The organism is Mycobacterium sp. URHD0025 (assembly GCF_000426065.1).
GTDB lineage: Bacteria > Actinomycetota > Actinomycetes > Mycobacteriales > Mycobacteriaceae > Mycobacterium.
Genome location: NZ_AUEQ01000017.1, coordinates 71,826 through 96,930 on the forward strand (window position 1 = coordinate 71,826; position 25,105 = coordinate 96,930).

Consider the following 25,105-nt stretch of genomic DNA (forward strand, 5'->3'; position numbering starts at 1 on the left):
CGTCAAAGGGCAACAAGTGTTTGGCGGCTACGTTACGTGTTCCCAAGGCGGTGACTGCGCACCAATTTCGCAAGCGGTTTGACGTGCAACGGAAAACTGAAGCACCGCAAACCTGTAGCGCCGCTACGGTTAAGATACGCCAATGGCATCAGCGGAGTCGTTCGTAGGCGACGTCGGCCAGGCTCCCGCGTTGACCATCAAGTGGCTCGACCATCTTGAGACCTTCCAGTCGGGACAGGCGCCGATCACTGTGGGGCGCGCGGAGAACACCGGTGCGCAGATCCGGATTCCGGACAATCGCATCTCACGCGAGCACATCACCGTGACGGTGAGGGATGGTCAGTGGATCGCTCGAGCGGTCGGACGCAACGGGGTTTTCATCGGCAACGACCGGGTCGACGGCGAGTTCGCGGTGTCACCCGACTCGGAGGTCGACGTGATGCTGGGGCACCCGGTCGCCGGTATCCCGATGTCCTTCTCGACCCGGGACCCGGTGAACGTCCACGTCGGTGAGCAGATCGCTCGGCGCCGCAAAGAACTCGGCATCAGTCAGCGCACCTTGGCCGACGAAGGCGTCGTCAATGCCGGCGCGCTCATCGGTATCGAGAAAGGCCGCAGTCAGCCCCGGGCGAAGACCGAGGATTCTCTGGAGCGGGCGCTGCAGTGGCCCAAGGGCGCGATCGAACAACTGCGCCGCCAGGTGCGCGCCGGAGTCGTTCGTCCCCCCTTCGCCGACAGCCGCTCGACGCCGATCGCCGGTGTTGACAGCGACGGACCTACCGAGCTTCTGCGATACGACGGTGCCGGGGAAGTGACGTCCACGGTCGAGGTCACTCTGGTAACCGAGACCATCGGAATAGCGCTGGGTGCCACGCGCAGTCAGATCGCAGCGCTGCCCGATCCGGCGCAGCCCGACTATCCCGCGCGGGTTGCCGCCGTCACCTCGGACCTGGCTCGGCTCGAGCAGTTGGCCGTCAACGCTTCCCGCAGTTCCATCGAGATGGTCCGCGACCTGGGTGAGATCCGGCGTCTGCGCCGCGAGCTGACGCTCGCTGCGGCGGCCTCGCCTTACGCGACCGTGGGCCAGCGATTGTTCGCCGCCCGTCGCAACGCCGAGTTGAGCATCGACGAGGTAGCGCCGATGGCCGGGGTCAGTGCGGAAGACATCAGGAGGGCGGAGGCCGGGGCCGAACTCGGTGGTGGGGTTGAGGTTCAGCTGCAACGATTCATTGCAGCGTTGGGGTCGGATTCGGGGAACAGGACAGCTGGATGATCAGAATTGCGGGGGCATTCGTCGCCATCACCATCGCCGTCACGGCAGTGGGCTGCACCAGGGAGGCATCGGAAGCGCAGCCCAAAGCTGCTGAGCAGTCTGCGGCCAAGCCCGGCGAGGTGGATGTCGCGGCCCTGGACCCGGGCAACTATCCGACAAAGCCCTTGCCTCCCATGGGAACTGGGGGCGGACCGCAGCACCGTGCGGTTCTGGAGGCGAACAGGATTGCGGACGTCGTGGTGGGGCCGTGGGAAGTCGACACGGCCATCAACGAGCCCGCCGGGCTCGGCATCATGGCATTTGGCGGATCTCCCATACTGCCGGAGAAACTGCAGTTGGTCGCCAGCGAACAGGCTGCCGAAGCGGGCAAACCGGGAATGATCACCGGCTATGCCTCGACCCGCAAGATCCAAAACCAGAAAGCCCTCATCAATGTGGTGCTGGAGATGAAGGATCCCGAGGCCGCCAAGGCCGCGGCGCACGATATGCCTCAAAGAATGCTGGACTATGCCGGCCAATACGAGTTCACAAAGGGCACCTCGATAGTGCCGATTCCTGGCCACGAGGACGCCTTTGCCGTCGCCTCCACCTCCACCAAGTACCAGCAGGAAGGGCTGCGCCAGACGGTGAACTCATTCACCGCGCGCGGTCCTTTCGTCTTGATGCAGATGGCCCAAACCAGCGGAGAGATGTCAGAGGCAGTATCACTGGTCGCCAAAACACTTGACCTGCAGGTACCGGCGATTGATTCGTTCACTCCGACCCCTGCGGCAGAGTTGGTGAACCTGCCCAAGGATCCGACTGGGCTGTTGGCGCGTGCGCTGCCGGTTGCTCCTAAGGAAGAAACATTCATCAACAACGCGACATTGGGGCCGCGGGCGATGCTGCATCAGGAACGGAACCCTGTTTTGGCGAGCAAGGCCTACAGCGATGCAGGTGTCGACGTGAGCGTGATCGCGAATTCATCGGTGTTACGCGCCCGTGACAACGCCGCGGCCAAGGCGCTGACGGCAGACTATTCGAAAATCGAAGGCCGACCTGTTACCTCAGCCGATGCGGTGCCGAACCTGCCTGACAGCACGTGCTATGAGGTGACCGGTACTGACAACTTTGCATGTGTAGGCGTTTTCGATCGGTACACATTCGCGGTGTATGGCGCGCGGATCAAGGACTTGCATCAGATGGCGGCCGCACAGTATCTGATCCTGGCCGCCAAATGATCCGGGGCGAGGCAGCTACCCGCCTGCGCGGTGTCCTGGGGGCGGTCACGGCGATCACGGTGGTGGCGAGCGGGTGCAGCAGCGTGATCGGCGGTGAGGCCGTCAAGGACCCGGCGGTGGCTGCCGATGCTGTCAACACTGCGCTGCTGCGGCCCGGCAACTACGACACCACCCCGTACCCGGCTCCGAAGATGTCGGTGCCGGGTGCCAAACATGTGGAGGCTCAGCGGATGGCGGACCACGTGATCGGTCCGTGGGAGGTCGACCCCGCGCTCACCGAGCCGCTGCTTCCCATGATCGGGGTGGCCCTGTCGGACAAGGGTATTGACCATGTAATCGGCGCTCCGGCCGGACAAATCGCTGTCGATCACGGGTTCGTCAACGGCTTCGTCACGGGGCGAACGAATACCTTGAAAGGCGATGTTCCGCAGACGGCGTTGATCAACATGGTGCTGCGCTTTCCCACCGCTGATGACGCAGCGGCGGTCGCCGGTGCGGCCCACGAGCAGACGCCAACTGGCATCACGACTCCCGAACCAGTGACCATCGCTGGGCATCCCGAGGCTCTGGCGATCCGCGGGCCCGTCGACGGGGGTGTCCGGGTGATCAGTTTCACCGCGCACGGCTCCTACGTTCTCTACCAGAACGCGAATACGCCCGACGGCCGCGCTCCTGAGGATTTGGTGGCGCGAACCCTCGATCTGCAGATCCCGGCGATCGATGCGTTCAAAGCGACCGAGCCCGCCCAATTCCCGACGATGGAACTCGACCCCACGCACCTCATCGCCCGAACGCTGCGCGACGGGGAACCCAACACCATGATGGGGGTCTACGGCCGCCATGGCATTATGCATTTCGAATCCCCGGACCTGGCTCCGTTGTTGGAAACTGCTGGCGTCGAAGCCGTTTCGAGGGGCCAATCCACCACGGTCTTCCAAGCCCGTGACGCCGCAGCGGCCAAGGAGCTTGCGGCGAAGATGGCGGAAAGTCTCAGCAAGGGCGCCGAACCGTCCGAGGCGGTACCGGGCATGCCCACTGCGAAGTGCTTTGACTCGGCGAAAGCATCCATCGTGGTGCTCCGGGCAGTCTGTGTCGTCGCTGCCGACCGGTGGGTGCTCCGCTCTGCCTCTCAGCAACCACGCGACGCCGCACAGCAACTCGCAGCCCAGTACCTGATGCTGGTCGGAAAGTAAAAGGCAACAATGGAATTCAAGCCCGGTGACGTCGTCGGCGGCTACGCGATCCAAGGTGTCCTGGGTAGGGGTGGCATGGGCATCGTCTATCGCGCCGCGAATCCGACCCTGCCCCGTAGCGACGCACTCAAGGTCCTCAGCTCTGAGTACTCCAACGATCCTCAGTTTCGGGCTCGCTTCGAGCGTGAGGCGACCGTCGCATCCACCCTCGGCCATCCCAATATCGTCGCCGTTTACTCGCGCGGCGAAACCGAGGGCGGCCAGCTGTGGATCGCGATGCAGTACGTCGCAGGCACGGATGCGGATCGCGAATTGCTCGACGGCAGAATGACTCCTGATCGCGCCGCTCATGTGATCGGTGAGGTGGCGAAAGCTCTCGACTACGCACACCGGCGTCGCGTGCTGCACCGCGATGTCAAGCCGGCGAACTTCCTGATCGCTCCCGCCGAACACGAGGGCGACGACGAACGGGTCTTTCTGGCGGACTTCGGCATCGCGCGCGCCAAGGACGACACCACCCATCTCACCACCGATGGAACGGTGATGGCGTCTATCGCCTACGCCGCACCCGAAGCGCTCAGTGGAACCTCCGATCAACTCGACCATCGAGCCGACATCTATTCGTTGGGTTGCAGTCTGTTTCGCCTGCTGACAGGCAAAACACCGTTCGCCGGCCGGGGCGGTGTGCCGGCAATTGTGACGGCACACGTCTTCGAAGATCCGCCGAAGGTCACCGACCTGGCGCCGCATTTGCCGATCGGCCTCAACGACGTGATCGCCAAGGCCATGGCGAAGAACCCCGATGCGCGTTATCAGACGGCCCGTGAACTGGCCGAGGCGACGACGGCGGCGATCGCGGACACCACCACCGCAGTGCCAAAGTCGACGGTGACGCAGGCGTGGGACGCGGCACCGCCCGCTGACGGAGTCACCCACCCAGCGGGCCGTCCTCCGCACTGGCGGCCGGGTGGGCCGCAACCGACCACCGGAATACGGCCAGGACCACACTCGGCGCCTGCCCCGACTTATCCCAGTGGCCAATTCAGTGCGACGCACGCACCCACTCAACCCCGCGAGTTCACCGGAGCGCCGGCAGGACCCCGGTCGCCGGTGCCGATGCCACCGCCGGAGAAGAAGTCGCTCAAGCGGCGTATTGCAATTCCGGCCGCCGCGGTGGCGCTGGTGGCAGTACTGGCCATCGCGGGGTTCGTATTGCTCTATCGGAACAATCCGAACAACGCTCCGTACACACCGCAGACGATCACACATGCCCACGGCACGACCGAGATCACTGCCAGTCCCCGCGCTGTCGCTGCGCTGGGGCCCGGTGACGCTGATGCGCTGTTGGCGTTGGGGTTACAACCGGTAGCCATCGCTTCGGTTGGCGGCACCGTGCCGTCCTGGATTCAGGACAAGCTGACCGGCGATCCCGCGTTGATGAATTTCATCGACACCAGCGCTATCGGGGCGGCCAAGCCGGATCTCATCCTGGCGACCGGTGACATCGACGATGCGACATACGAGCGGCTGGCGGCTATTGCCCCGACGGTCACCCGCCCGACTGGCGATGACCAGCCGTGGAACTGGCAATCGCAGCTGAAGTGGGTCGCCAAGATCGTCGGCAAGGAAGGCGTTGCAACACAGCTGACGTCGACGATTGCGGCCCAACAGAACGATCTGCGCAACCAGAACAGCAAGGCCGCGGGAAAGACCGTCTCGGTTTTGAATATGACTGATGAGGGCCTCAGTTGGACCCTGACACCCTCTAACGCCGCCGACTTCCTGACCACCATCGGGCTGGCCTATGACCAGAAGTTGGCGCGTGGCGAGGGGGAGACGGCAGTAACCCGGGCGGTGGGGAATCTGTACACGCTGTACACGATCGACAGCAGTGTGCTGGTGGTGATCCGTACTGATAAAGCTGCTGGGGGTGGCGGCGCGGCCGGCCTGCCTTCAGAGCTGAGCGCCTTCCGGGGGGCGCTCGTAATCGTGGATGATCCCGATACCATTGCGGCGCTGGAGAATCCGGGAGGAGTGCTGGCTACTCAGTTCTTGGACAAGACGTGGGTGCCGCAGCTGGTCGACCAAGTGCACGCGTAGGCAATCGGTGGTGGTAACGGACTGCGAAATGTCGCACGGACCAGGCCGGCTCGGGTGGCGATCTGGTCCGTGCGCCGGTTCGGTCAGCGGCTGCCGGTTACCTTGGCGCCGATGTCTCGGGCGAGGGTGAATCCCGACGAGCCGATGTTCGACGAGCAGACCCGCACGTCGACAACGACGTTCTTGCGCGGGGTCATGCCACGCTCACAGGCTCTATCGCTGCCTTGACGGTCCTTCCACATCAGCATGTGGGCAGTGCCATCAGTGTCTGCGGCCACTCCCATCTTGACGGTCTGCTGCTCGCCGCCGCCCTCGGTATTGACCTCGCTGTAGTTGCAGCCTCGCCACGCCGAAAACTGGCCGTTGTAAAACCTGGTCGCTTCGGTCTCGGTATTGAACGCGATCACCGCCTGCATGACGGCGACTTTGGTCGTGTCATCCGTGAGGATCTGGCCGGCGAAACCGGAGTAGTTGGCCGTCCGGTACACGTAGTCGATGCCGGGCAGCAGGGCGCCGGCACAGTTGGAGGGCTCCACCGTCAGGCCGTCGAAGGGCTCGGACTGCACGGCGGCCGCGGGCTTGAAGTTTCCGGTGAATCTCTCGTTCAGATCGGTGACGGATGCCAGCAGGGTGGGCAGGGCAGCTGTGTCTACATTCTCTGATGCGCCGGCTCCGGGGGCCTGCGAGGTCGTGGAGGACGGGGCCTCGGAGGGCGCACTCGAGGTGGCTGCGGAGCTCGTCGAGGCAGTGTCGGACTTCGTGTCGCCAGATCCGAAGTCGCCGAGCACATACACGCCCGCCCCAACCAGGACGACCACTGCGATCAAAACTGCGGCGGTCAGTCCTCGGGGCTTTTTCTTGCCGGGAGGAGATGTGGGCGCCCCGGCCGGATAGCCCGCGAAGGGGTATTGCCCAGGCGGGTGGGGCGGTTGCCAGCCCCCACTCGGTTGTGCCGGCGGCGACGACTGTGGTGGCCACCCAGGGTTTGCAGGCTGCCCGTAGCCGTACTGCGGGGGCATCGGGCCGGTCGGCGGCGGTGCGGACGGGGGAACCGGGGTGTGGCGGGGCACCACCGCTGTAGCGTCGTCGTCGTCGGGCGGCGGGACCGGACGATTGATGGGCCAGTCTGCGGTCATGTCCGCGTCGTGGTTGGGGTCGTGTGTACTCATTAACTGGTCAGCCTGCCTTAGGTACGCGACGATTGTGGCCGCTTTGCATCGGGGCGCTGTGCCGGTGCTCGCGTTTTATTCAGCGTTTGCCGGTGATCTTCTTGCCGATGTCTTTGGTGAGCCCTTGGGCGGACGTCATAGTGCTTTTTGGCCCGCAGACCCGGGTGTCGACGATGACGTTTTTGCGGGGACTCATGGCGTGTTCGCAGCTTCCGGCGCTCCCAGCGGGCTTGTCGCCAGGCCAGATGAGGATGGATGCCACGCCGTCGCTCTCAGAGGAGACTCCGGTTTTCATCGTCTGGTGTTGTCCGCCGCCGGACGTTGTGATCTCGGTGTAGTGGCAGGCTCTCCAGCTGGTGTAGTGATCGTTGAAGAACCGGGTGGCCTCGGTTTCGGAATTGAACGAGATCACCGATTGCATGACCTTGGCGCCCGCGGCGTCGTCGGTGAAGATTTGGCCGGCGAAACCCGTGTAATTGGCCGTCTTGTAGACGTAGTCGATGCCGGGCAGCAGCGCGCCCGCGCAATTGGACGGCATGACCAGGAGCCCGCTGAACGGCTCCGACTGTACGGGGGCGGTCGGGGTGTAGTTGTAGTCGCCATCCTCGTTGAGTGCGTCAGCCGACTCCAGGAGGTCCGGCAGTTCGGCCGCGTCCACCGTGCCGTCGGCACCGGCTGTGGGGGTCTCGGAGGTTTTAGGGGACGAGGAGGAGTTGGATCCGCTACCCGATGATCCCTCCGACTCCTCGTCGGTGTTCGCCGAGCTCGTGGAGGCGGTGTCCGACTTCTTCTCGTCGGAGCCGAAGTTGATGCCGTCTCCGAGGACGAATACGCCAGCCGCGGCCAGGACGACCACGGCGATCAGTGCCGCCGCGATCAGTCCCCAGGGCTTCTTCTTGCCCGGTGGTGGTGTCGGGGCACCGGCCGGGTAACCGGCGACGGGGTATCCGGGCGGCTGGGGCGGCTGCCAACCTCCACCCGGTCCGACAGGCGGCGTCGACTGGGACGGCCACCCCGGGGCAGCCGGGTACCCGTACCCGGACGTCGACGGGGGTACCGGGGTGGTCGGAGGCGGGGGTACTGGGCTGGTCGGGGGAGGGGCCGCCGGGGTATGGAGGGGCACTACCGCGGTGGCGTCCTCATCCCTCGATGGTCGATTCGGCGGCCGGTGAGGATCGTAGGTGCTCATGAGTATGTTCAGCCTGCCTTCAGTCGTTGGGAATTCGGTCGGAGATCGTGGAGACGAGTTCAGCGGCCTGCGCGCTGCCGGCCTGGCTACAGACCTGTACGTCGATGACGACGTTGCGGCGCGAGCTGAGGCCGCGCTGGCAACCCAACTTGCTTTGCATCTGGGAGTGGATCGACAGGGTCAGCACGCCGTTTTTGGTGTTGGGACTGGACATCTGGCGGACGATGGCGTCGCCGTCGGGGTTGTTGATGGTCACCAAGTCGAACTTGCAGTTACCCCACCGGCTGGTCTCCAGGGCCATGAAGTCTTTCGCGTTCTGCTCGGTGGGGAAGGCCACTACGGCTTGCGTGACGCTGTCTTGGCCGCGCGGACCGGGCTGGCTGAAGAACTCCTGCGTTCTGATAGCGGTGTAGCCCGACCGGTCATAGGCGGTCGGCAGCGCAACGTTGGGTGCCCCGCCACAGTCCGGGCGGTCGGTGCTCACTGAGGTGTAGGTGGTCTCGGCATCGGCGGTGCGCGTAAGGGGATCGGTGATCAAGAGCGTCTGCAGTGCCTCGGCGTCGGGCAGGTAATCGGCCAATTCGACGCTGCTCACAGGAGGCGCCGTCGGGACCGCGGAGGCTGGTGTCTTGATGGTCGGGTTGGATGTGGTGGGCGGCTCGGCGCTCGACGTTGGTGACGGTTCGGCCGACTGACCGGTTCGGGCGCCCGAAGACCGTTGAGTATCAGTGAATTTCGACCGGTAGATCCACATTCCACCGCCGACCACAACGAGGATCGCGACGAACGCAATCACGGCCAGGGCCCGGCCGGGACCGGGGAGCCGTGGCGGGGTGGGAGCATATCCGGGACCCGTCGGCGGCCAACCAGGTGACGCTGGGGGGAACCAAGCCGCGGCCGAAGGGCTGTAGGGCGCGGGTTGCCCGGCGCCAGGTGGAAGACGGCCGCCGGCGTAGGGCCGGGTCTCCTCGCCGTCACTGTTGTGGGTCACAACGAGCTACCTTTGCGCTGCTCTGGTCGGGTGCGCCGGCGGTGTTGCACATCGTGTATCGAATCACGGCCGCCGCCGGCTCCGCCCGGCGCCTGGATGTCACGGGAGTTGCCCAAGCGCCAGCCGCGCACCCTCCCGGCCGAACAGTCTGCGGTCAACTGGTGGCTGCCTTCTGGGCGATGGTCTCCACGACGGCTGCCGCCATGCCACTGGTGTCCTCGTTGCGGCTGCAGTACATGGCGTCGATGAAGACGTTGCGATAGGCGGCCATGGCGCGTTCGCATGTCCCCGACGCTTTTGTCGATTTCTGATCGAGGGTGACCACAGTGCGCTCCTCGTTGACGCGGGTGCGGCCCATTTCCCAGCGGCCGCCCTCGGCCTCGGTGACGGTGGCGCCGTCGCAGGCCTTCCATGCCGAGGCTGTGGCAGTCATAAAGGCCAACGCATCTTGCTTGCTGTCGAATTCGGCTACTCCGTGTGGCACCGTGAGCCGGTCACCGTCGCTGCCGCGAGGGGTGAACACCGATTTGAACACCACCTGTTGGGGCGCGCCGTCCAGGTAGGAGCCGGACTGGCCCGGCGCGTAGGCGGACAAGCACCGAGTGGGACTGACGGAGTAGGTATCACTCAGGGTCTGCTCAACCTTGCCATCACGCAATGTGCTGTCGGTGCCTGCGATCCGCGAGATCTCACTCGCGCTGAGCAGCAGGGCGTCCAGGCCTCCCGCCAGCGGGCTGCTGTCGGATCCCGACCAGGAGAACTGAGGAATGGGGGCCGTGGGCGTCGCCGCCGCCGTCCCCGCTGAGCCTGCCACGGCGAGGGCGGCCAGAACGCTGGCAGTGGCCAGCCTGGTCACGGGCGCGGAAGACCGCCCAGCCGCGGTGTTGCGCAGCGTGAGGCGGTGTCCAAGGGAGGTGTTGGCGGTGACCTTCATGGCGGACCTTTCCGACTGAGAAACCGTAGCGGTGCTACGACTATAACCATAGCGATCGACGAAGCGCAAGCGTGAAACTGTAGCGATATTCTGCAGGTTGGTGTCGTCGACAGCACGCCGCTCGCGACCGGACTATTGGAAGGAGAGCATGCGGAAGGCCAGGTAGCGGCCTGAATATCGGCCGGTTGACCTGATCGGAAGTCTCAGCGTCCACCTGGCGGACGGCTGATCACGCTACGGGTTTCGTGGATCGAATCGCAGCACCGCTGCAGTTTGAGATGTACTATCTTTGGCGTGACGACCGAAGCGCCGGGGGGAGCGATGGCCGCTAAATCCGCGAGACCGCTCGACGCCTCCGATCTCGTCTTGGTCATGGATGGCCGGCTTACACCGGCCCGCGCGGCCGAGGGTGATTTCTTCATCGGGCGAGATGTGCCATCTGCTGACATCCACCTCGACCACCCTGCGATATCGCGGCTACATGCCCGTCTTGAGCCGGGCACTCGCTGGCGAATCATCGACTTCGAGAGCCGAAACGGTATCTACATCGACGGACGACGGGTGCGCGAAGCGACCATCACCGACGGGATGTCGGTTGCGTTCGGAGCGCCAGAGGGACCAACGGTCATCTTCCGCTACGGCACCGATGCCCTCGACAACCTCGGGCGCCTCGGGCGTGCGGTAGCCCGCCGCATCGCAGATCTCGGTCTTTCTCGTCGGGATGTCCGGCTGCAGGCCAACATCGACGCCTCGACCATGGACGACCTGCTCAACGGTCGCTATTGGCCAGACAGCGCCATTCGCCGAGCGATCGACAACGCCCTGGCGTGGCCGCCCGGATCGCTGGCCGCCATCTGCGATGGTGCTGCGCCCGAAGACGTTACCGATGTCATTACGCCGGCCGTCCGGCATAGCCTTCTGCTCGATTCGGCGGCACTGAGACTGGAATCGATCGCAGCGGACCTCGTCGACTTGCCTGCCGCGACCGATCCCGGCTATCAGGCGCAAGCGTCATTGCTGCAGCGTCAGATCCAGCAGTTCGACTCTTCGTTGTCAGCCCATGCGCACAACGCTCGGTCCGAATTTGCGCAACTGCTCCAGCGCATCGCCCAGATCTACGGGCGCCGCCTCCCCGCTCCCGACGTGGAAATCCCCGCCCCGGCAATGGGAAATACGTCGCCCGCCCCACCGCAGGCGCCGTTACGATCGCAAGAACATGAAGCGTAGTGGGGGTCGGGTGGGACAGCGCTCATCAGAGACACCGGGGTTCCGACGGGGCCGATCGACTGCACGTCGGCCAAGCCGTCCAGCGCCCCAGCTATATCAAGCGACGTTGCGATTCTCGCGGAGCATCAGCACGTCCTCAGTGCGGTGCGCGTGGTTGATGACTGCGCGGGGATGGCTACCGAAAAGGAGAACATCGTGACCGCAACGGCGGCACCACCGCTGGTGGTTTGGCTAGGCGAGGCAATGTTCACCTTCAGGCCTGGCAAGGACATCGTCATCGGCCGCGGCGTTGACGCCGATATCCGAGTGGAGGTGGATGCCAAACAGGCGATCTCGCGCGAACACATGATCCTCACCGCGCGAAACGGCCAATGGACCGCAGAGGACAAGAGCCGCAACGGAATTTATGTAGGCGGGGTCCGCCAGGCCAGGGTTGCCATCGACGACGACGTAGCGATCAACCTCGGCGCTCCGGCCGGGCCCCGGTTGACATTCAGGATCACCACCCAGGTAGTACCGGTGGCCCGCAACTTTTCTCGGCCAATGGCTGCACCCGCGCCACCAGCCAGGCCAGGCCCGACATCGCAGCGTGCGGTCCCACCGCCACCTCCGACTCAGCGACCCGCCGCACCACCTATGCGGCCTACCCCGCCAGTGCGATCAGGCCCGCCGCAGCAGCGGCCTGCGCCACGCCCTCCTGCATCGACCCAAGCCCCGAGCCAGCCTCCACGCCCGGCCCAATCTCAGCGGATCGCCCCGCCACCCCAACCGCGCCCTGCCGGCCCGCAGCCGACTCCGCGACCAATGCCGTCACCGAAGCCCGTCGCAGCAGCGGCCGATGACGACGACGTCTTGGCCCGCATGACCGGCGTGGTGAAAAAGGTACTGCCACAACGGGCAGCGCCGGCGCTGCCGGCAGGCGCCATCACGATCGGGCGGCATTCGACGTCGGCCATTCAGGTTGACGACCCGCTGGCCTCGCGCGTGCATGCCTATCTGCTGGCCTCCCCAACGGGAACACAAATTCACGACAATGCCAGCAACAACGGCATTTTCGTCAACGGTGTCCGCATGCCTGCAGCGACACTCCGCCCGGGTGATGTCGTCACGATCGGCAACACGGACCTCACCTTTGACGGTACGACGCTGCGGGCGCAGACCCGCACCCCGGCCACAGGCGGCATCGAGGCGCACCAACTCGGTCTGACCATTGACGGACGTCAACTTTTGTCTTCGGTGTCGTTCACTGCGCGACCCGGTACCTTGACCGCGGTCATCGGGCCGTCCGGTGCCGGAAAGTCCACGCTGATCAAGATGGTGGGTGGTGTCACTCAACCCACCTCCGGCCAGGTGCGATTCGACGGCCACGACGTGCACGCCGAATATGCGTCGCTGCGGTCGCGCATCGGTGTCGTGCCCCAGGACGACGTGGTGCATCGCCAGCTGACGGTCAGCCAGGCACTCAATTATGCTGCTCGCCTGCGCCTTCCGGCGGATACCGGGAAGGCGGACCGCAAGGCGGTCGTGGACCGGGTTCTCGACGAACTCCAATTGACCAACCACCGCGACACTCGGGTCGACAAACTGTCCGGAGGCCAACGCAAGCGTGCGTCGGTGGCCATGGAGCTGCTGACCGGCCCTTCACTCCTGATCCTCGATGAGCCGACGTCCGGGTTGGACCCGGCGCTGGACCGCGAGGTCATGGCGATGCTGCGCCGCCTGGCAGACGCCGGACGCACGGTCATCGTCGTCACACACTCACTGACCTATCTGAGCATGTGCGACCAGGTGTTGTTGCTGGCACCGGGCGGCAAGACGGCCTACGCCGGTGCGCCCGGACACGTCGCGGCGACCATCGGCACCAACGACTGGGCTGACATCTTCGCCTGGGTCGCGTCCAGCCCGGATGCCGCGCATGCCGTGTTCCTGCAGAAGAACCCTGCGGCCGCCGCACCTGCGGCGCCCGCGAGTCCGCCTGGGCCGCTGGGTGATCCCGCACGCACCAATACCACCCGCCAGGTCGCCACCCTGGCAGCGCGGCAGATCCGGCTGATCTTCGCCGACCGGGGCTACACGGCGTTCTTGGCTCTGTTGCCCTTCATTCTGGGTGCCCTGACCTTGGTGGTGCAGGGGTCTGTCGGATTGGGGAAGGCGAGCCTGGACGGAGGCGCACCGGACGAGCCCAACCAACTGCTGAGCCTGATGGTGATCGGCACCGTGTTCATGGGGACAGCGCTGACCGTTCGCGATCTCGTCGGTGAACGCAGCATCTTCCGCCGAGAGCAATCGGTCGGCCTGTCCGCCGGCGCGTATCTGACCGCCAAGATCGCGGTCTACAGCGTCGCCGCGGCCGTCCAGATCGCGATCCTCACCGCCATCGTCGTGGTGGTGAAGGGTGGGCCGAACCAGGGCTCGCTGTTGACGAGCAACCCCGTGTGGGATCTGTACCTCGCACTGGCGCTCACTGCCATCGTGTCGGCGATCGTCGGCTTGTGGTTGTCATCGTTGGCGCGTACGAGCGACTGGATCATGCCGATGCTCGTCGTGATTCTGATGAGCGCAATTGTGTTCTCCGGCGGGCTGATTCCCGTCACCGGCCGTCTGGGACTCAACCAGGTCTCCTACCTTCTCCCCGCTCGATGGGGCTTCGCCGGCGGCGCGTCGAGCATCGACCTGATGGAGGCCGACGCCGCCAACTACATCGACGACCCGCTGTGGCGCCACCAGCTGTCATGGTGGCTGCTCGACGTGGGCGTCCTGGTGCTCATCGGGATCGTGGCGACCATCGTGGTGCTGCGCAGGCTGCGCCTGCCGGCCAGGGAGCGTGGCGCCGGCGGCCGGGTGGTGAGCATGACCGTGGCCCTGGTCCTGGTCGCGGGATTCCTGGTCGGCATGTCGTACCTCACCCGGGACGGGACCTCCGACCGACCGGCCCAGACCTCGATGCCCAGTGTTCCCACTCAGGGGAACGCTCCGACACAAAAGCCTGTGGCCGCAGGTGATCTGGCAGGACTGCTGGTCGACGCGGGAGCTGTCGGCACCATCATGGGCACGAGTTCGATGACACCAAACGGGCCGGTCCCGCTCACCGAACTGAATGCAGCTACGGCCGCGCCGCCCAACTGCACGGGCGTGGTGAGCCCCGCCAACGCCCAGGCCTGGGGCGCGGGTAGTCCCACCGGCGTCGCGGGCAGTGAATTGGTCTCCACTGATCCGAATACGACTGTCACGCAATACCTCATGCTGTATCCGGACGCAGAGAAGGCCGCCACGGCTCAGTCCGAGCACATCAATTTCTGGCAGCCCTGTGCGAACACCACCGTCACATTGACGCCGCCGGGTCAGCCGGCGACGACGATCGATGTCGGCAAGGTTTCGTTGGTCGACGGCCGGCCGACCGCTGTTCTCAGCATGTCTGGCCGTAGCTGCCAGCATGTGTTGGAGGTCGCCTCCAACGTCGCGATCGACGTCCAGTCGTGCGGTCCAACAGAGACCAGTCATGCCAACGAGATCGTCGACAAGATTGCCGAGAAGATCCGGTGACCAAAGACTTCCGGGAGGGAATTGTGTGAAAAGACCTGCACTGAAGGTCCCTACGACATGCTTACAGTTACCTGCGAGGGGTTTTGCCGGAGGCGGTTCGTATCGGTAGAGCACTTCCCACCGACAGAAAGAGAGACCAATGAAGGTACGTTTCAAAATCGCGATCGCCGCTACTGCGGCAGCCGCCCTCGCGTTGACAGCTTGCGGCACGGAAAAGCCTGCGGCAGACGGCGGCACGTCAGGTTCCGATGACGCTGCCAGCAGCCTGGTTGCGAAGTCTGCGGAGGCGATGAAGGGCCTCACCGGAGCGCATCTCGTTCTCACTGCCGACGGCAAGGTGCCCAATCTCAAGGTCACCAAATTGGAGGCCGACGTTGCTGGAAAGCCCGCGGTCGTCGCCACCGGCGAGGCCACCGTGCAGATGGGGCAGGACACGCAGACCACCAAGCTGATCTATGTCGATGGTCATCTCTACTCCGACGTCGCCGTCCCCGGTGAGTGGTTCGACTACGGTGACGGCAACTCGATCTACAACCTGTCGGTGATCTTCGATCCGAGCAATGGTCTCGCAAATGCCCTGTCAAATCTGAAGGACCCCAAGGAAGCCGGCTCGGAAACCATCGACGGAACACCGACCACCAAGATCACGGCGAAAGCCTCGACCAACGATGTAGCGGTGTTGGCCGGTGCACGGAAAGCACCTGAAAACGCCCAGGAGTGGCCGGTCACCGTGTGGATCGCCGAGAGCGATCCGCACTATCTGGTGCAGGCTCAGATCAACGTCGGTGATCCCTCGGATGCCAAGGTGACCATGACCCTGTCGGACTTCGGCAAGACGGTCACCGCTGAGAAGCCGGCCATCACCCCGCCCAATTGAGCGACAGATCTGAAAGGAAACCAAACAACATGGACACCAGAAGTTTTGGGCGCCGGGTGGCCGCGGCCAGTGTCGGAGTCTTGGCCGTCGGCGTAATTGAACTCCCGACTGCCCACGCCGCACTGTCGTACGGCTCCATTGCGTACGCGGACAACGGGGCGGGCGCGGTGGTGTGGAACTATCCATCATCCAGAGACGCTCAGCAAGCGGCTATCCAGTACTGCGGATGGACATCCTGCGAAGCGCTGAACTACTTCACCGATTGTGGCGTGGCAGTGCGTAACGACACCCACGTACAGGCGGCCCACGGCCGGACCCTCGGCGCGGCCACACGTGCTGCACTCAACGCCATCCCCGGTGGGGGCGGCTACATCGATCTGTGGGCATGTAACTAAAGAAGTACCGGCTGGGAGGTTGGCAGCAATCTGCCAACCTCCCAGCCTCTTTCGTGGTCGGGCGAGTGGCCAGTTGGGCCCTGGCCTCAGTCAGTGTTTCGAGACGCTGGCCACGCGGAACTCGGCTCCTTGGATGTCCTCGACATTCTCGGAGAAGGTGAACAGGTCCTCGGTAGTGGACTGTCCGCCTGCCAAACTGGTGACGCTGGCGGTGTCTTCGGCGATGCGGTCACCGTTGGCGTCGATCGCTTCGATCTGCACATAAAAGCTGGTGCGCTCGCTGCCTTTGTTCCGGAAGGTCACGGGCAACTTGCCGTCCTTGCGGTACTCGGTATCGGTCCGGACAAACTTCCCGAAGGTGACTTCCAATTCGTCCTCGAGGATCTGTTCGGTCTGCCCGCCGGTTCCCTGAGAGATGGTGTCGTTGATGTCGCCGGTCATCTTCGCGAAGAACACCACTGGAGCGACGAAGACTGCAAGCACAATGACCACTGCCGCGACGACCAATCCGATGATGAGACCCTTCGAGGACTTCTTGGGGCCGGCTGGTGGATACGCCGGATACTGTGTCGGCCATCCCCGCGACGGATAGCCAGGCACTGGGCCGGGCGGATAATTCGGCGGGTTGCTGGGCTGGGGCTGCGAAGCATAATCCGGCGTCGATTGCCACTGTTCGTGTGGGTATGTCACGGCGTGAAACTCCTGTCCTGGCCCGGCATCTGCGAACTCAGTGGAAGCCTAAGGCGTCCGGTTGCCCCGCAACATCACCAATTGCGCGGCTTTGCCAGTCAGCGGAGATTGAACAAGTGCTCTTACGGAAACCGTTGGTAGCACTGGTCAGGATTGCTGGTCAGTCCCGAACGGAAGGCCATGATCCGCGTAAATCCGGCCGGAACGCTCTCGCCGTCGTTGCCGCTGGCAGCCCAACCGTTGGTGAGCAGGCCGGCGACCGCTTCATCGAGATCCCCGGCAGTGAGCTGAAGCGACTGGCCAGAGGGCAAGCGAACCGGATCGGACATATCCCGGTTGGCGACCCCGGTCAGGCAAGCGGTACGCATTGCTGCGGCCTGCCCGCTGAGCTCGAGCCCCTTGGCGTGCTGGAGGGCCAGCATGTACCGGGAGGCTACGACCGACATGGCGGTGTTGTCGCCCTGGATTAGCACACGGCTGGATTCATCGGCGGGAGTGCCCAATTCGGTCAGGGCGCGGAGGTCCAGGCTGATGGTGTTGGTGTCGGGGCAGTAGGCGGCCGGCGATTCGGTCTCGGCGGCGTCAGCGCAAGGCGCGGACTCGTACACCACCTTCGGCGGATTCGCCGGTGAGTAGATCTGGTTGAGGAGTTCGATCAGGGTGTCCAGCGATTGCTCGTTGATCGGGGCGTTGGCGGTTTGTGGGTCGCCGTCGGCATCTTCGGTCAGAGCGATGGGCAGATCGCCTCTGCGCTGGTCGATCTCGTCGATGTTGATCGCGGTGCACGCTGTGATCCCGGTGTTGAAACCCATTTGGAATGCCGTGATCCGGTCCAATGCTGTGCCATGACCCTCTTCGAGCAATTCGGCCGTGTCCGGCGTGATGAGCGGATCACGGATCGCGATCGCGGCCGCCAGAACCCGGTTGAGGCCGTCGCCGGTGCTGATCGTCAGACGCGGCGAATTACCCTCCGCCACCCAACGGATGTACGTGCCCGCGAAGCAATCTGCCTGCTGTTCGAAGACGATGACGGGCGTACGGCGATTCACCAGGCTGGCCATCCGCTGGATCGCGTGGCCGTATTCATGGGCCATGAGAGCCGGCAGACTCATCTGGCCGAAGTACTTCTGTCCGGCCGGAATCAATTGCCCACGGTCCCAGGCGATCAGGCGGTCTCGGTGGCAGTAGAACGCATTGGGATTCTTGTAGGGGCTTGAGCCGCACAATTCCCGGGTCTGCGGATTGGTCGAGTCATAGGACGCGAAGTTCCTGATCGGCCGGAACGCGCCGGGCAGTGACCCGGGATACGCCTCCTGCCAGAACTGTTCGACATCGTTGACCGCAGACAGTGCGAACTTGTCCATCTGGCCGTTATCGGTGTCCTGCACAGTTCCGGTGGGGGCAGGAGCGTCGTCGCGTAACCCGCTCGGTCCGTCGGTGACGGGTAGACCTCCAACCCTGTTGGGGTCGTACAACATCGAAGCCGGCTGGCCGGGCACAACCCTCGCCACATAGTTCAGGAGCAGTACGGTGACCGTGCCGATCACCGCCGCTGCGGCAATCACCGCGATTGCGGCGCCGAACACCCGAGCGGTTCTGTTTGGCGCAGGGGGAGTGACGCGTTTGCGACGTGACATATGAGGTCCTCGGTTATGGCTGGCGGGACAGTCGCCAGGCCGGCGCAACTCGTATCAAAACGTTGACGGACTCGATAAGCAAAAGCGCGTCACGATATTCCGTGTACGTACTGGGTTGCCGGGATAGCGGACTCCGCAGCAATTCCTCGACGTTCGGCGTTGGCACCTATTGATCGTATGCGCGCTCGTGCTCCGTCTCTTACACCAAGTTTTTTGAACGAGCGTGCAGGCCGCCACGCCAACCGGGGTATCCCCGACCATAATCCGGAATGCATGGTCTCAGTAAATGCGTGATGACCTAGCGTTTTGCGCTGTCCGAATATCGCGGGCGAAATGCGGCGTGCGGCCGAAATTAGTGTGCTGAGGGAGCTAGGCCCGCTGGTAATCTCTCCTCGGGTGGAGGGGGATAGCGATGGAATCATTTGGCGATACTGCCGCGTCCGGCAAACATGTCAGCGATCAAGCGGGGATGGTCACTGCCGGTTCCCCGGTGTTGGTTGTCGGCCAGCGCGTCATCCAGAAGATCAGGCTTACGACGGGTGTCGGCGAGCCGGAGGACGGTAGGCGGTTTGGCGATGGCGCACAGCGCTTTCGGTCCGCCGGGCGGACGTTGAATGCGGCGTACTCCGGCGACAGCTGGGACGGCGCCGCGTCGGTGGCGTACACCGGCCAGACGACCACATTGGTCGGGCGCACGCAGGCCATGGTCGACGCCGACGCCCGCATGGCCTCCGTGCTGTCTCGCGAGGCCGAGCAGATCGCCGCGACTCGAGAAGGCCTCGACAGGCAATCGGAGTGGCTTGGTGACATGTCCCTGACCACTGCCGCGGCCGGACGTTTCACCCATGCCGGCCTGGCCGCGCAGACCTCCGCCGAGATGGCGATGGTGACCAAGGCGGTCGGGGAATCTGCCGATCAGCTGATGGCCTTGCACTCCGACGTCGGGGTCAACGCCGCGGCGGTGCGGGACGCGGTGAACCTCTATGCCGGCATCGCCAGCGAGGCCGTGCCGGACGATGAGGACCGCGGCTCAGGCCAGCAAGAGAAGTCGGAGAAGTCGGAGAAGTCGGCGGAGGACACGGCGGCTGATTCAGAACAACATCCTGTGTCGGCGCCGGTTGCTGAACCCACTGTCGGGGCGCAACCGGGACCGTCTTCGCCCTCAGCAGCGATATCAGGCAACCAACCGGCGGTGCCATCTCCGCCCGCAGGATCATCGGCCCCAACAGCAGCGCCGGGTGCTTCCCCAGGCTCGGATATCGCGGGAGTGGTGGCAGGGGTGATCGGCGCTATCCTCGGCCCGCTCGTCGGAGTGTTCGGCGGCATCGCCCAAGCGGGAGGTCAGGCGGCCCAGATCGCCAGCCAGGCCGCACAGGGCGGTGGACAGACCGGGCAACCGGCCGACCGGATCGACGACGACGAGATCGCGCAGGCCGCTGAGTCCGATGACAGAGGTACTCGGGATACGGGCAAAGAAGAACAGTCCGTTGACGAGGATCGTGGGCTCACCCGGGATTCAGGCGATGGCGACCCGGTGGTGGACGAACCGCGAGACGCTGGTGCCAATGACGATTCCGCTGGCGAAGGTGGCCGCGGACCTGCGATGACGCTACCTCCAGACCTGGAGGTGGCATCCGCGACAATGATTGGGCGCGCGTCTGCCCCGCAGTTCGTATTGACGGATTTGGAGCAGGGACAGCTACGTCCGCCCGTGACCGCTACATTGGAGCGCGGTATTCCGGGATCCGCTGCGGTGGTCAACAGGTAGAGATTCTGGAATAACAGGGATCGAGGGGATTCATGTCGGGAAATTTGCGGGTTGACACCGCTCTCTTGCACGAGCTGTCGGCCAAACAGGGGCAGGCCGCTGCCGACCTCGCGTCGGCGACTCAGTTGGTCGACGGCGTCAGCACTTCGTTGCGGGTAACGCATGGGCCAATTTCGTCACCCACGGCCGATGCCGTCGACGCGGCACTGCGCGCTCGTCGGGCGGCGGGAGCCGGTATGGCACGGGCGTCGCGGGGCCTCGGCGACGGGCTCAGCTGCGCGGCAACCAGCTACGGCCGTACGGATGCGGCGATGAGCGAAGCTCTTGACGGAACCGTGCGGTAGGGCCAGTCATGATTACTCCCTACGAAGCCGATGCCAGCGCACCGCCGATCGACGATGTCGTCGCGGCTGAACTGACGATTGACGGGATCCTGGTGGTCGCCGACAAGCTGGGCCTGACGGATTTTCCGCCCTCGATGGGTATCCGGTTGAACATCCCCCAACCTGATCTGCGCAAGGTTGTGTGGGAACAAGTCGAACGTGACCTGACTGCGCAGGGTGTGCTGGATGTCTTCGGCAATCCTCACCCCGAGGTAGCGGCCATGATGGATACCCTGAGCCGCCCAGATCGCACGATAGAGGGACGCTGGTGGCGTCGCGACGTCGGCGGAAAGATGATCCGGTTCGTGGTCTGCCGCAAGGGCGGCCGGCACGTCGTGGCCGCTCGCGACAACGACATGCTGGTGCTGCAGCGCGTCGCCGCACAGATCGGCCTGGCCGGCATGGTCAACACCGTGCTCGGGGACGGCAATCCGGCGAATGTCGAGCCCTTGACCGGCGTAGCGGCGACGCTCGCCAATTGCCGGACCGCCGACGAGCTCACTGGTTACGGCATCCCTCCCACCTCTGCCCGGGTGTACGCCAACATCATCTCCGAGCCGGAGAGCTGGGTGGAACTGTTGGTGACCGAGCGAAATCCCGGCGGCACGACCTCACAGGTAGACGTGGCCGCGGGTGTACTCGACTCGCGGCAGGGACGCATCGTCTCAATTCCTCGACGGGTGAACGGTGAGCTCTACGGCAGTTTCCTGACGGGTACCAAGGACAATCTGCAGCGCGCCCTCGATGCGTTGGTCGAGTTCCTGCCGTCGGCCTCGTGGTTCGACACGTCCGAGTCGGACAGCTCCTACCTGCACTGAAAGAGGGCGCAACGGTGGGTGAATTTCCGCCACATGATCCGGATGACGATGAGGACTATGAGGATCTCTCAGCGCTGGATTTCACGTATGCCGACGATGGTTCGAACGACACTGGCTTGGATGTATTCGGGACATACGAGGAGATCGTCGTATCGGGCGACACAGGATTCGACAACGCGATAACCGATGCAGGCGACGGTGAAAATCTTGCAGCGCCGTTGTTCTCAGTCACCAACCCGCCCGAAACCGTTACGGTGACGGTGTTCATGGATGGGCGGGTGCATGAGATCGAGTTGGCACCCAAAGCCGTCAATCTGACCGAACGGGATCTCGCCGAAGAGATTCTGGTCATCGCAGACCTGGCCGCCAAGCAGGCCAAGTCTGCCCAGTATTCCGCCATGCTCGCAGGAATGCGCGAGCATGGACACGACGACGCGGCGACCCGCGACTTTCTGACCCGTGACCTGGATCTGCTCACCCCGCAGCAAGCAGACGACGCTCGAGCCCAGGTCTTTTCGACGCGCTATGGAGGCGATAATGGTTGACCACCTCGCTGGGATGTTCGGCTCCGCAGTGGGGATGCTGAGCGGTTCGCCGGCGCGTTCGCTGGAGTTGTTCACCGAGATCACCAATTACGACGAATCCGCTTGTGATGCATGGGTTGGCCGGATCCGGTGCGGTGACACAGACCGGGTCACGTTGTTCCGGGCTTGGTATTCGCGTTCGAACTTCGGCCAACTGGCCGGTTCGGCCGAGATCTCGATGAACGGTGTCGGCGCGCGCGTGCCGATCGGCGGTATCTACGGCAAGGGGATTTCCTACCCCATCAATTCGCCGCTGGCGATCACCATGGGCTTCGCCGTGCAGGAGGCGAGCGAGGGCAACTACGCCGACGCGATGGAGGCATTGGAAGATGCCCCGGCAGGCGGATCCGACCATCTGGTGGCCTGGATCAAGGCGGTTATCTACGGTGCGGCGCAACGGTGGACCGACGTGATCGAGCAGGTGCGGGGCGCCGATCAATGGCCGGACAAGTTCTTGGCAGCGGCGGCCGGTGTGGCTCACGGAGTGGCGGCGGCGAATCTCGGGCTGTTCACTGAGGCCGACCGCCGGCTCACCGAGGCCAACGACACGCCGGCCGGTCAGGCATGTGCACCCGCGATAGCGTGGTACTTGGCGATGGCCCGGCGGTACCAGGGCAACGAAGAGTCTGCACACGTTCTACTGGAGTGGTTGCAGGCGAATTTTCCTGAACCAAAAGTGACTGCGGCGCTGCGCGATCCGGCCTATCGACTGGAGACAACGACCGCCGAGAAGATCGCTGCCCGAACTGATCCGTGGGATCCCTCCAGTGTGGTCGCCGATACTTCGGGGCGGGAGAAGCTGCTGGCGGAGGCGCAGGCCGAGCTCGACCGGCAGATCGGTCTGAGCCGGGTCAAGGATCAGATCGAGGCTTACCGGGCGGCGACTCAGATGGCCAGGATTCGTGCCGCGCGTGGCATGAAGGTGGGTCAGACCTCCAAGCACATGATCTTCGCCGGCCCACCGGGCACAGGTAAGACGACGATCGCGCGCGTGGTGGCCAACATCCTCGCCGGCCTGGGGGTCATCGCCGAACCCAAGCTGATCGAAACCTCGCGTAAGGATTTCGTCGCAGAGTACGAGGGACAGTCGGCCGTCAAGACTGCCAAGACGATCGACCGGGCTTTGGGTGGCGTGTTGTTCATCGACGAGGCCTACACACTGGTGCAGGAGCGCGACGGTCGAGCCGACCCTTTCGGTACCGAGGCGCTGGACACTCTGCTGGCCCGGATGGAGAACGACCGCGACCGGCTGGTGGTCATCATCGCCGGTTACAGCAACGACATCGACCGGCTACTGGAGACCAACGATGGTCTCCGTTCGCGTTTCGCCACTCGGATCGAGTTCGATTCGTATTCTCCCGACGACATCGTCGAGATCACCAAAGTCATTGCGAAGGCGAATGATTCGCAGCTCGACGAAGATGCGGCCAAGCGCGTGCACCAGGCGGCCATGCTGTTGAGCCAGCGCACGCTCAACGGCAAGCCGGCCTTGGACATCGCCGGTAACGGCCGGTACGCGCGGCAGTTGGTAGAGGCAGGTGAGCAGAACCGCGATATGCGGCTGGCTCGCTCGCTGGACTTCGAGAACCTCGGAGTAGAGCAGCTCAGTGAGGTCAACGGGGAAGACATGGCAGCGGCGATCGCGGCGGTTCACAGCCGCCTGAGTATCGGCGAATAGCGATGGCAGGCTTCCGGCTCACCACCAAGGTCCAGGTCAGTGGCTGGCGTTTCCTGCTGCGTCGCGTCGAGCACGCGATCGTGCGCCGCGATACCCGGATGTTCGACGATCCGTTGCAGTTCTACAGCCGCGCGGTGTTCGCCGGGATCGTCGTCTCGGTGCTGATCTGCCTTGGTGCGGCGTTGATGGCGTACTTCAAGCCACTCGGTAAGCAAGGCAGCGATCAGTTGCTGGTGGACCGGACCACAAATCAGCTCTACGTGATGCTGCCCGGAACCAATCTGCTGCGCCCCGTGTACAACCTGACCTCGGCTCGGCTGGCCCTCGGCAGCGCAGGCAATCCGTCGGCGGTGAAGTCCGAGGAGCTCAACCGGTTGCCGAAGGGGCAGCCGATCGGGATTCCCGGTGCACCGTACGCCACCCCGGTCGGCGCGCCCGCGTCGCGATGGACGCTGTGTGACACCGTGGCGAAGGCGGACAGCTCAGCACCCAAGGTGGAGCAGGCAGTTCTGATCCGTTCGCTGGCAACGGATCTGAGTGTCGGTGCCATGCGCGCGAACCAGGGCATGCTGGTGACGTTCGAGGGCGCCAACTGGCTCGTTACGCCAGAGGGTCGGCATAGCATCGACCTCGCCGACCGAGCGGTGAGCTCGGCGGTGGGCATTCCCGTCACCGCAAAGGCCACGCCGATATCCGAGGGGCTGTTCAACGCGCTGGCCAATAGGGGCCCATGGCAGCTGCCGGGGATTCCTGCGGCCGGAGCGCCGAATACCGTTGGGCTGCCGGAGAATCTGGTGATCGGGTCGGTCTTCCAGACTGCCACCGAATCCGATCCGCAGCACTACGTGGTGTTGCCCGACGGGGTAGCCCGCGTCAATGGGCCGACCGCTGCGGCCCTGCGTGCCACCAACTCCTACGGTCTACTGCAGCCGCCTTCCGTGGAGGCCAGCGTGGTGTCCAAGATTGCCGAGCAGGTGTATGTGTCGCCGCTGCCCGACAAGCCGCTCGAGATACTGCTGCGCCAGGACTCGCCGGTGCTGTGCTGGGCCTGGCAGCGGGAGCCGGGTGACCAAGGGGCAAAGACCACCGTCATCGCCGGCCGTCGGCTGCCGATCCCGTACTCGGCGGTGGGCACCGGAATCGACCAGATCGGTGGGGACGCAACGGTGTACATCGAAGGCGGCCAGTTGGTGCGCTTGCAGTCGCCGGATCCCCGGGTGGGCGAGAGCCTGTATTACATCGACCCACAAGGAGTGCGGTACGGCATCGCCAATGACGATGCCGCCAAGTATCTGGGTCTGTCCGGCGCGGTGAACGCGCCGTGGCAGGTCGTCGGGCTGCTGGTGGAAGGCCCGGTGTTGTCGAAGGAGGCGGCTCTGCTGGAGCACGACACGCTCCCGGCCGATCCCAATCCCCGCAAAGTCGAAAGCAAATAG

20 protein-coding genes and 1 pseudogene are annotated in these 25,105 nt (G+C 64.4%); 15 read left to right on the top strand and 6 right to left on the bottom strand.

The window, feature by feature from the left end; genetic code table 11:
* Nucleotides 1–142 precede the first annotated feature (142 nt).
* Genes H977_RS34535 through H977_RS0125455 form a run of 4 tightly spaced genes read left to right on the top strand, consistent with a single transcriptional unit; the run spans nucleotide 143 to nucleotide 5,786 of the window.
* Nucleotides 143–1,273: a helix-turn-helix domain-containing protein gene (locus H977_RS34535; protein WP_051289058.1), complete on the top strand. Its 1,131-nt coding sequence runs from the start codon at nucleotides 143–145 to the stop codon at nucleotides 1,271–1,273.
* Entirely contained in the window at nucleotides 1,270–2,493 is a 1,224-nt protein-coding gene (locus H977_RS0125445; protein ID WP_029110503.1) for a DUF7373 family lipoprotein, read from the top strand. Before H977_RS34535 ends, H977_RS0125445 begins: the two co-directional genes overlap by 4 nt.
* On the top strand, nucleotides 2,490–3,686 hold the full coding sequence (locus H977_RS0125450) for a DUF7373 family lipoprotein (RefSeq protein ID WP_029110504.1): 1,197 nt from the start codon (nucleotides 2,490–2,492) through the stop codon (nucleotides 3,684–3,686). The genes H977_RS0125445 and H977_RS0125450 overlap by 4 nt, the downstream gene beginning before the upstream one ends.
* Before the next feature lie 9 nt (nucleotides 3,687–3,695).
* Complete coding sequence (locus tag H977_RS0125455) at nucleotides 3,696–5,786, top strand: serine/threonine-protein kinase (RefSeq protein WP_029110505.1); 2,091 nt, start codon at nucleotides 3,696–3,698, stop codon at nucleotides 5,784–5,786.
* Between the two features lie 83 nt (nucleotides 5,787–5,869).
* Here the strand turns inward: H977_RS0125455 and H977_RS0125460 are convergent, their stop codons facing one another.
* From H977_RS0125460 to H977_RS0125475, 4 genes are all read right to left on the bottom strand, one after another.
* A complete protein-coding gene (locus H977_RS0125460; protein WP_155946825.1) occupies nucleotides 5,870–6,955 on the bottom strand; it encodes a sensor domain-containing protein in 1,086 nt (361 codons plus the stop codon).
* Between the two features lie 79 nt (nucleotides 6,956–7,034).
* Nucleotides 7,035–8,144, bottom strand: a complete 1,110-nt coding sequence (locus H977_RS0125465; protein WP_081681846.1) for a sensor domain-containing protein — start codon at nucleotides 8,142–8,144, stop codon at nucleotides 7,035–7,037.
* A 19-nt stretch (nucleotides 8,145–8,163) separates the two neighbouring features.
* Nucleotides 8,164–8,739: a sensor domain-containing protein gene (locus tag H977_RS35695; RefSeq protein ID WP_196808325.1), complete on the bottom strand. Its 576-nt coding sequence runs from the start codon at nucleotides 8,737–8,739 to the stop codon at nucleotides 8,164–8,166.
* 550 nt (nucleotides 8,740–9,289) lie between these two features.
* Nucleotides 9,290–10,069 (bottom strand): sensor domain-containing protein, encoded by a 780-nt coding sequence (locus tag H977_RS0125475; protein WP_029110509.1) that lies wholly within the window; start codon nucleotides 10,067–10,069, stop codon nucleotides 9,290–9,292.
* 294 nt (nucleotides 10,070–10,363) lie between these two features.
* Between H977_RS0125475 and H977_RS0125480 the strand changes: the two genes are divergently transcribed.
* The 5 genes and pseudogenes from H977_RS0125480 (at nucleotide 10,364) to H977_RS0125495 (ending at nucleotide 16,111) form a co-directional block, all read left to right on the top strand.
* Nucleotides 10,364–11,296, top strand: a complete 933-nt coding sequence (locus H977_RS0125480; protein WP_155946827.1) for an FHA domain-containing protein — start codon at nucleotides 10,364–10,366, stop codon at nucleotides 11,294–11,296.
* A 243-nt stretch (nucleotides 11,297–11,539) separates the two neighbouring features.
* Nucleotides 11,540–11,752 (top strand): annotated as a pseudogene (locus H977_RS35910) (FHA domain-containing protein); the annotation flags it as partial.
* A 348-nt stretch (nucleotides 11,753–12,100) separates the two neighbouring features.
* On the top strand, nucleotides 12,101–14,839 hold the full coding sequence (locus tag H977_RS33905) for an ATP-binding cassette domain-containing protein (RefSeq protein ID WP_231396061.1): 2,739 nt from the start codon (nucleotides 12,101–12,103) through the stop codon (nucleotides 14,837–14,839).
* A 139-nt stretch (nucleotides 14,840–14,978) separates the two neighbouring features.
* Nucleotides 14,979–15,716 carry an LppX_LprAFG lipoprotein gene (locus H977_RS0125490; RefSeq protein ID WP_036477169.1) on the top strand — a complete coding sequence of 246 codons (738 nt, stop codon included), beginning with the start codon at nucleotides 14,979–14,981 and terminating at the stop codon, nucleotides 15,714–15,716.
* Nucleotides 15,717–15,745: 29 nt separating this feature from the next.
* Nucleotides 15,746–16,111: a DUF4189 domain-containing protein gene (locus H977_RS0125495; RefSeq protein ID WP_051289059.1), complete on the top strand. Its 366-nt coding sequence runs from the start codon at nucleotides 15,746–15,748 to the stop codon at nucleotides 16,109–16,111.
* 90 nt (nucleotides 16,112–16,201) lie between these two features.
* Here H977_RS0125495 and H977_RS0125500 read toward each other — a convergent pair whose 3' ends face one another.
* Together H977_RS0125500 and H977_RS0125505 are read right to left on the bottom strand one after the other, a co-directional pair.
* Nucleotides 16,202–16,711 carry a hypothetical protein gene (locus H977_RS0125500; protein WP_029110513.1) on the bottom strand — a complete coding sequence of 170 codons (510 nt, stop codon included), beginning with the start codon at nucleotides 16,709–16,711 and terminating at the stop codon, nucleotides 16,202–16,204.
* A gap of 212 nt (nucleotides 16,712–16,923) precedes the next feature.
* Nucleotides 16,924–18,438, bottom strand: a complete 1,515-nt coding sequence (locus H977_RS0125505; RefSeq protein WP_081681847.1) for a neutral zinc metallopeptidase — start codon at nucleotides 18,436–18,438, stop codon at nucleotides 16,924–16,926.
* Between the two features lie 412 nt (nucleotides 18,439–18,850).
* On the opposite strand from H977_RS0125505, the gene H977_RS0125510 reads away from it, so the two are divergent.
* The 6 genes from H977_RS0125510 to eccB are packed head-to-tail and all read left to right on the top strand — an operon-like array spanning nucleotide 18,851 to nucleotide 25,105.
* Nucleotides 18,851–20,206, top strand: a complete 1,356-nt coding sequence (locus tag H977_RS0125510; protein ID WP_051289060.1) for an EspA/EspE family type VII secretion system effector — start codon at nucleotides 18,851–18,853, stop codon at nucleotides 20,204–20,206.
* A 32-nt stretch (nucleotides 20,207–20,238) separates the two neighbouring features.
* On the top strand, nucleotides 20,239–20,550 hold the full coding sequence (locus H977_RS0125515) for an ESX-1 secretion-associated protein (RefSeq protein WP_029110516.1): 312 nt from the start codon (nucleotides 20,239–20,241) through the stop codon (nucleotides 20,548–20,550).
* An 8-nt stretch (nucleotides 20,551–20,558) separates the two neighbouring features.
* Complete coding sequence (locus tag H977_RS0125520) at nucleotides 20,559–21,407, top strand: ESX secretion-associated protein EspG (RefSeq protein ID WP_029110517.1); 849 nt, start codon at nucleotides 20,559–20,561, stop codon at nucleotides 21,405–21,407.
* A 14-nt stretch (nucleotides 21,408–21,421) separates the two neighbouring features.
* Entirely contained in the window at nucleotides 21,422–21,952 is a 531-nt protein-coding gene (locus tag H977_RS0125525) for a hypothetical protein (RefSeq protein WP_029110518.1), read from the top strand.
* Nucleotides 21,945–23,669 (top strand): type VII secretion AAA-ATPase EccA, encoded by a 1,725-nt coding sequence (gene eccA / locus H977_RS0125530; RefSeq protein WP_029110519.1) that lies wholly within the window; start codon nucleotides 21,945–21,947, stop codon nucleotides 23,667–23,669. Before H977_RS0125525 ends, eccA begins: the two co-directional genes overlap by 8 nt.
* Nucleotides 23,670–23,671: 2 nt before the next feature.
* Nucleotides 23,672–25,105 (top strand): type VII secretion protein EccB, encoded by a 1,434-nt coding sequence (gene eccB / locus H977_RS0125535; protein WP_029110520.1) that lies wholly within the window; start codon nucleotides 23,672–23,674, stop codon nucleotides 25,103–25,105.

Coding starts and splice junctions, on each gene's coding strand:
- H977_RS0125445 (WP_029110503.1), top strand. CDS start 1,270: ATGATCAGAATTGCGGGGGCATTCGTCGCCATCACCATCGCCGTCACG.
- H977_RS0125450 (WP_029110504.1), top strand. CDS start 2,490: ATGATCCGGGGCGAGGCAGCTACCCGCCTGCGCGGTGTCCTGGGGGCG.
- H977_RS0125475 (WP_029110509.1), bottom strand. CDS start 10,069: ATGAAGGTCACCGCCAACACCTCCCTTGGACACCGCCTCACGCTGCGC.
- H977_RS0125490 (WP_036477169.1), top strand. CDS start 14,979: ATGAAGGTACGTTTCAAAATCGCGATCGCCGCTACTGCGGCAGCCGCC.
- eccB (WP_029110520.1), top strand. CDS start 23,672: ATGGCAGGCTTCCGGCTCACCACCAAGGTCCAGGTCAGTGGCTGGCGT.
- H977_RS0125455 (WP_029110505.1), top strand. CDS start 3,696: ATGGAATTCAAGCCCGGTGACGTCGTCGGCGGCTACGCGATCCAAGGT.
- H977_RS0125520 (WP_029110517.1), top strand. CDS start 20,559: ATGATTACTCCCTACGAAGCCGATGCCAGCGCACCGCCGATCGACGAT.
- H977_RS0125465 (WP_081681846.1), bottom strand. CDS start 8,144: ATGAGCACCTACGATCCTCACCGGCCGCCGAATCGACCATCGAGGGAT.
- H977_RS34535 (WP_051289058.1), top strand. CDS start 143: ATGGCATCAGCGGAGTCGTTCGTAGGCGACGTCGGCCAGGCTCCCGCG.
- H977_RS0125460 (WP_155946825.1), bottom strand. CDS start 6,955: ATGAGTACACACGACCCCAACCACGACGCGGACATGACCGCAGACTGG.
- eccA (WP_029110519.1), top strand. CDS start 21,945: ATGGTTGACCACCTCGCTGGGATGTTCGGCTCCGCAGTGGGGATGCTG.
- H977_RS0125515 (WP_029110516.1), top strand. CDS start 20,239: ATGTCGGGAAATTTGCGGGTTGACACCGCTCTCTTGCACGAGCTGTCG.
- H977_RS0125510 (WP_051289060.1), top strand. CDS start 18,851: ATGGAATCATTTGGCGATACTGCCGCGTCCGGCAAACATGTCAGCGAT.
- H977_RS0125505 (WP_081681847.1), bottom strand. CDS start 18,438: ATGTCACGTCGCAAACGCGTCACTCCCCCTGCGCCAAACAGAACCGCT.
- H977_RS0125495 (WP_051289059.1), top strand. CDS start 15,746: ATGGACACCAGAAGTTTTGGGCGCCGGGTGGCCGCGGCCAGTGTCGGA.
- H977_RS33905 (WP_231396061.1), top strand. CDS start 12,101: ATGCCGTCACCGAAGCCCGTCGCAGCAGCGGCCGATGACGACGACGTC.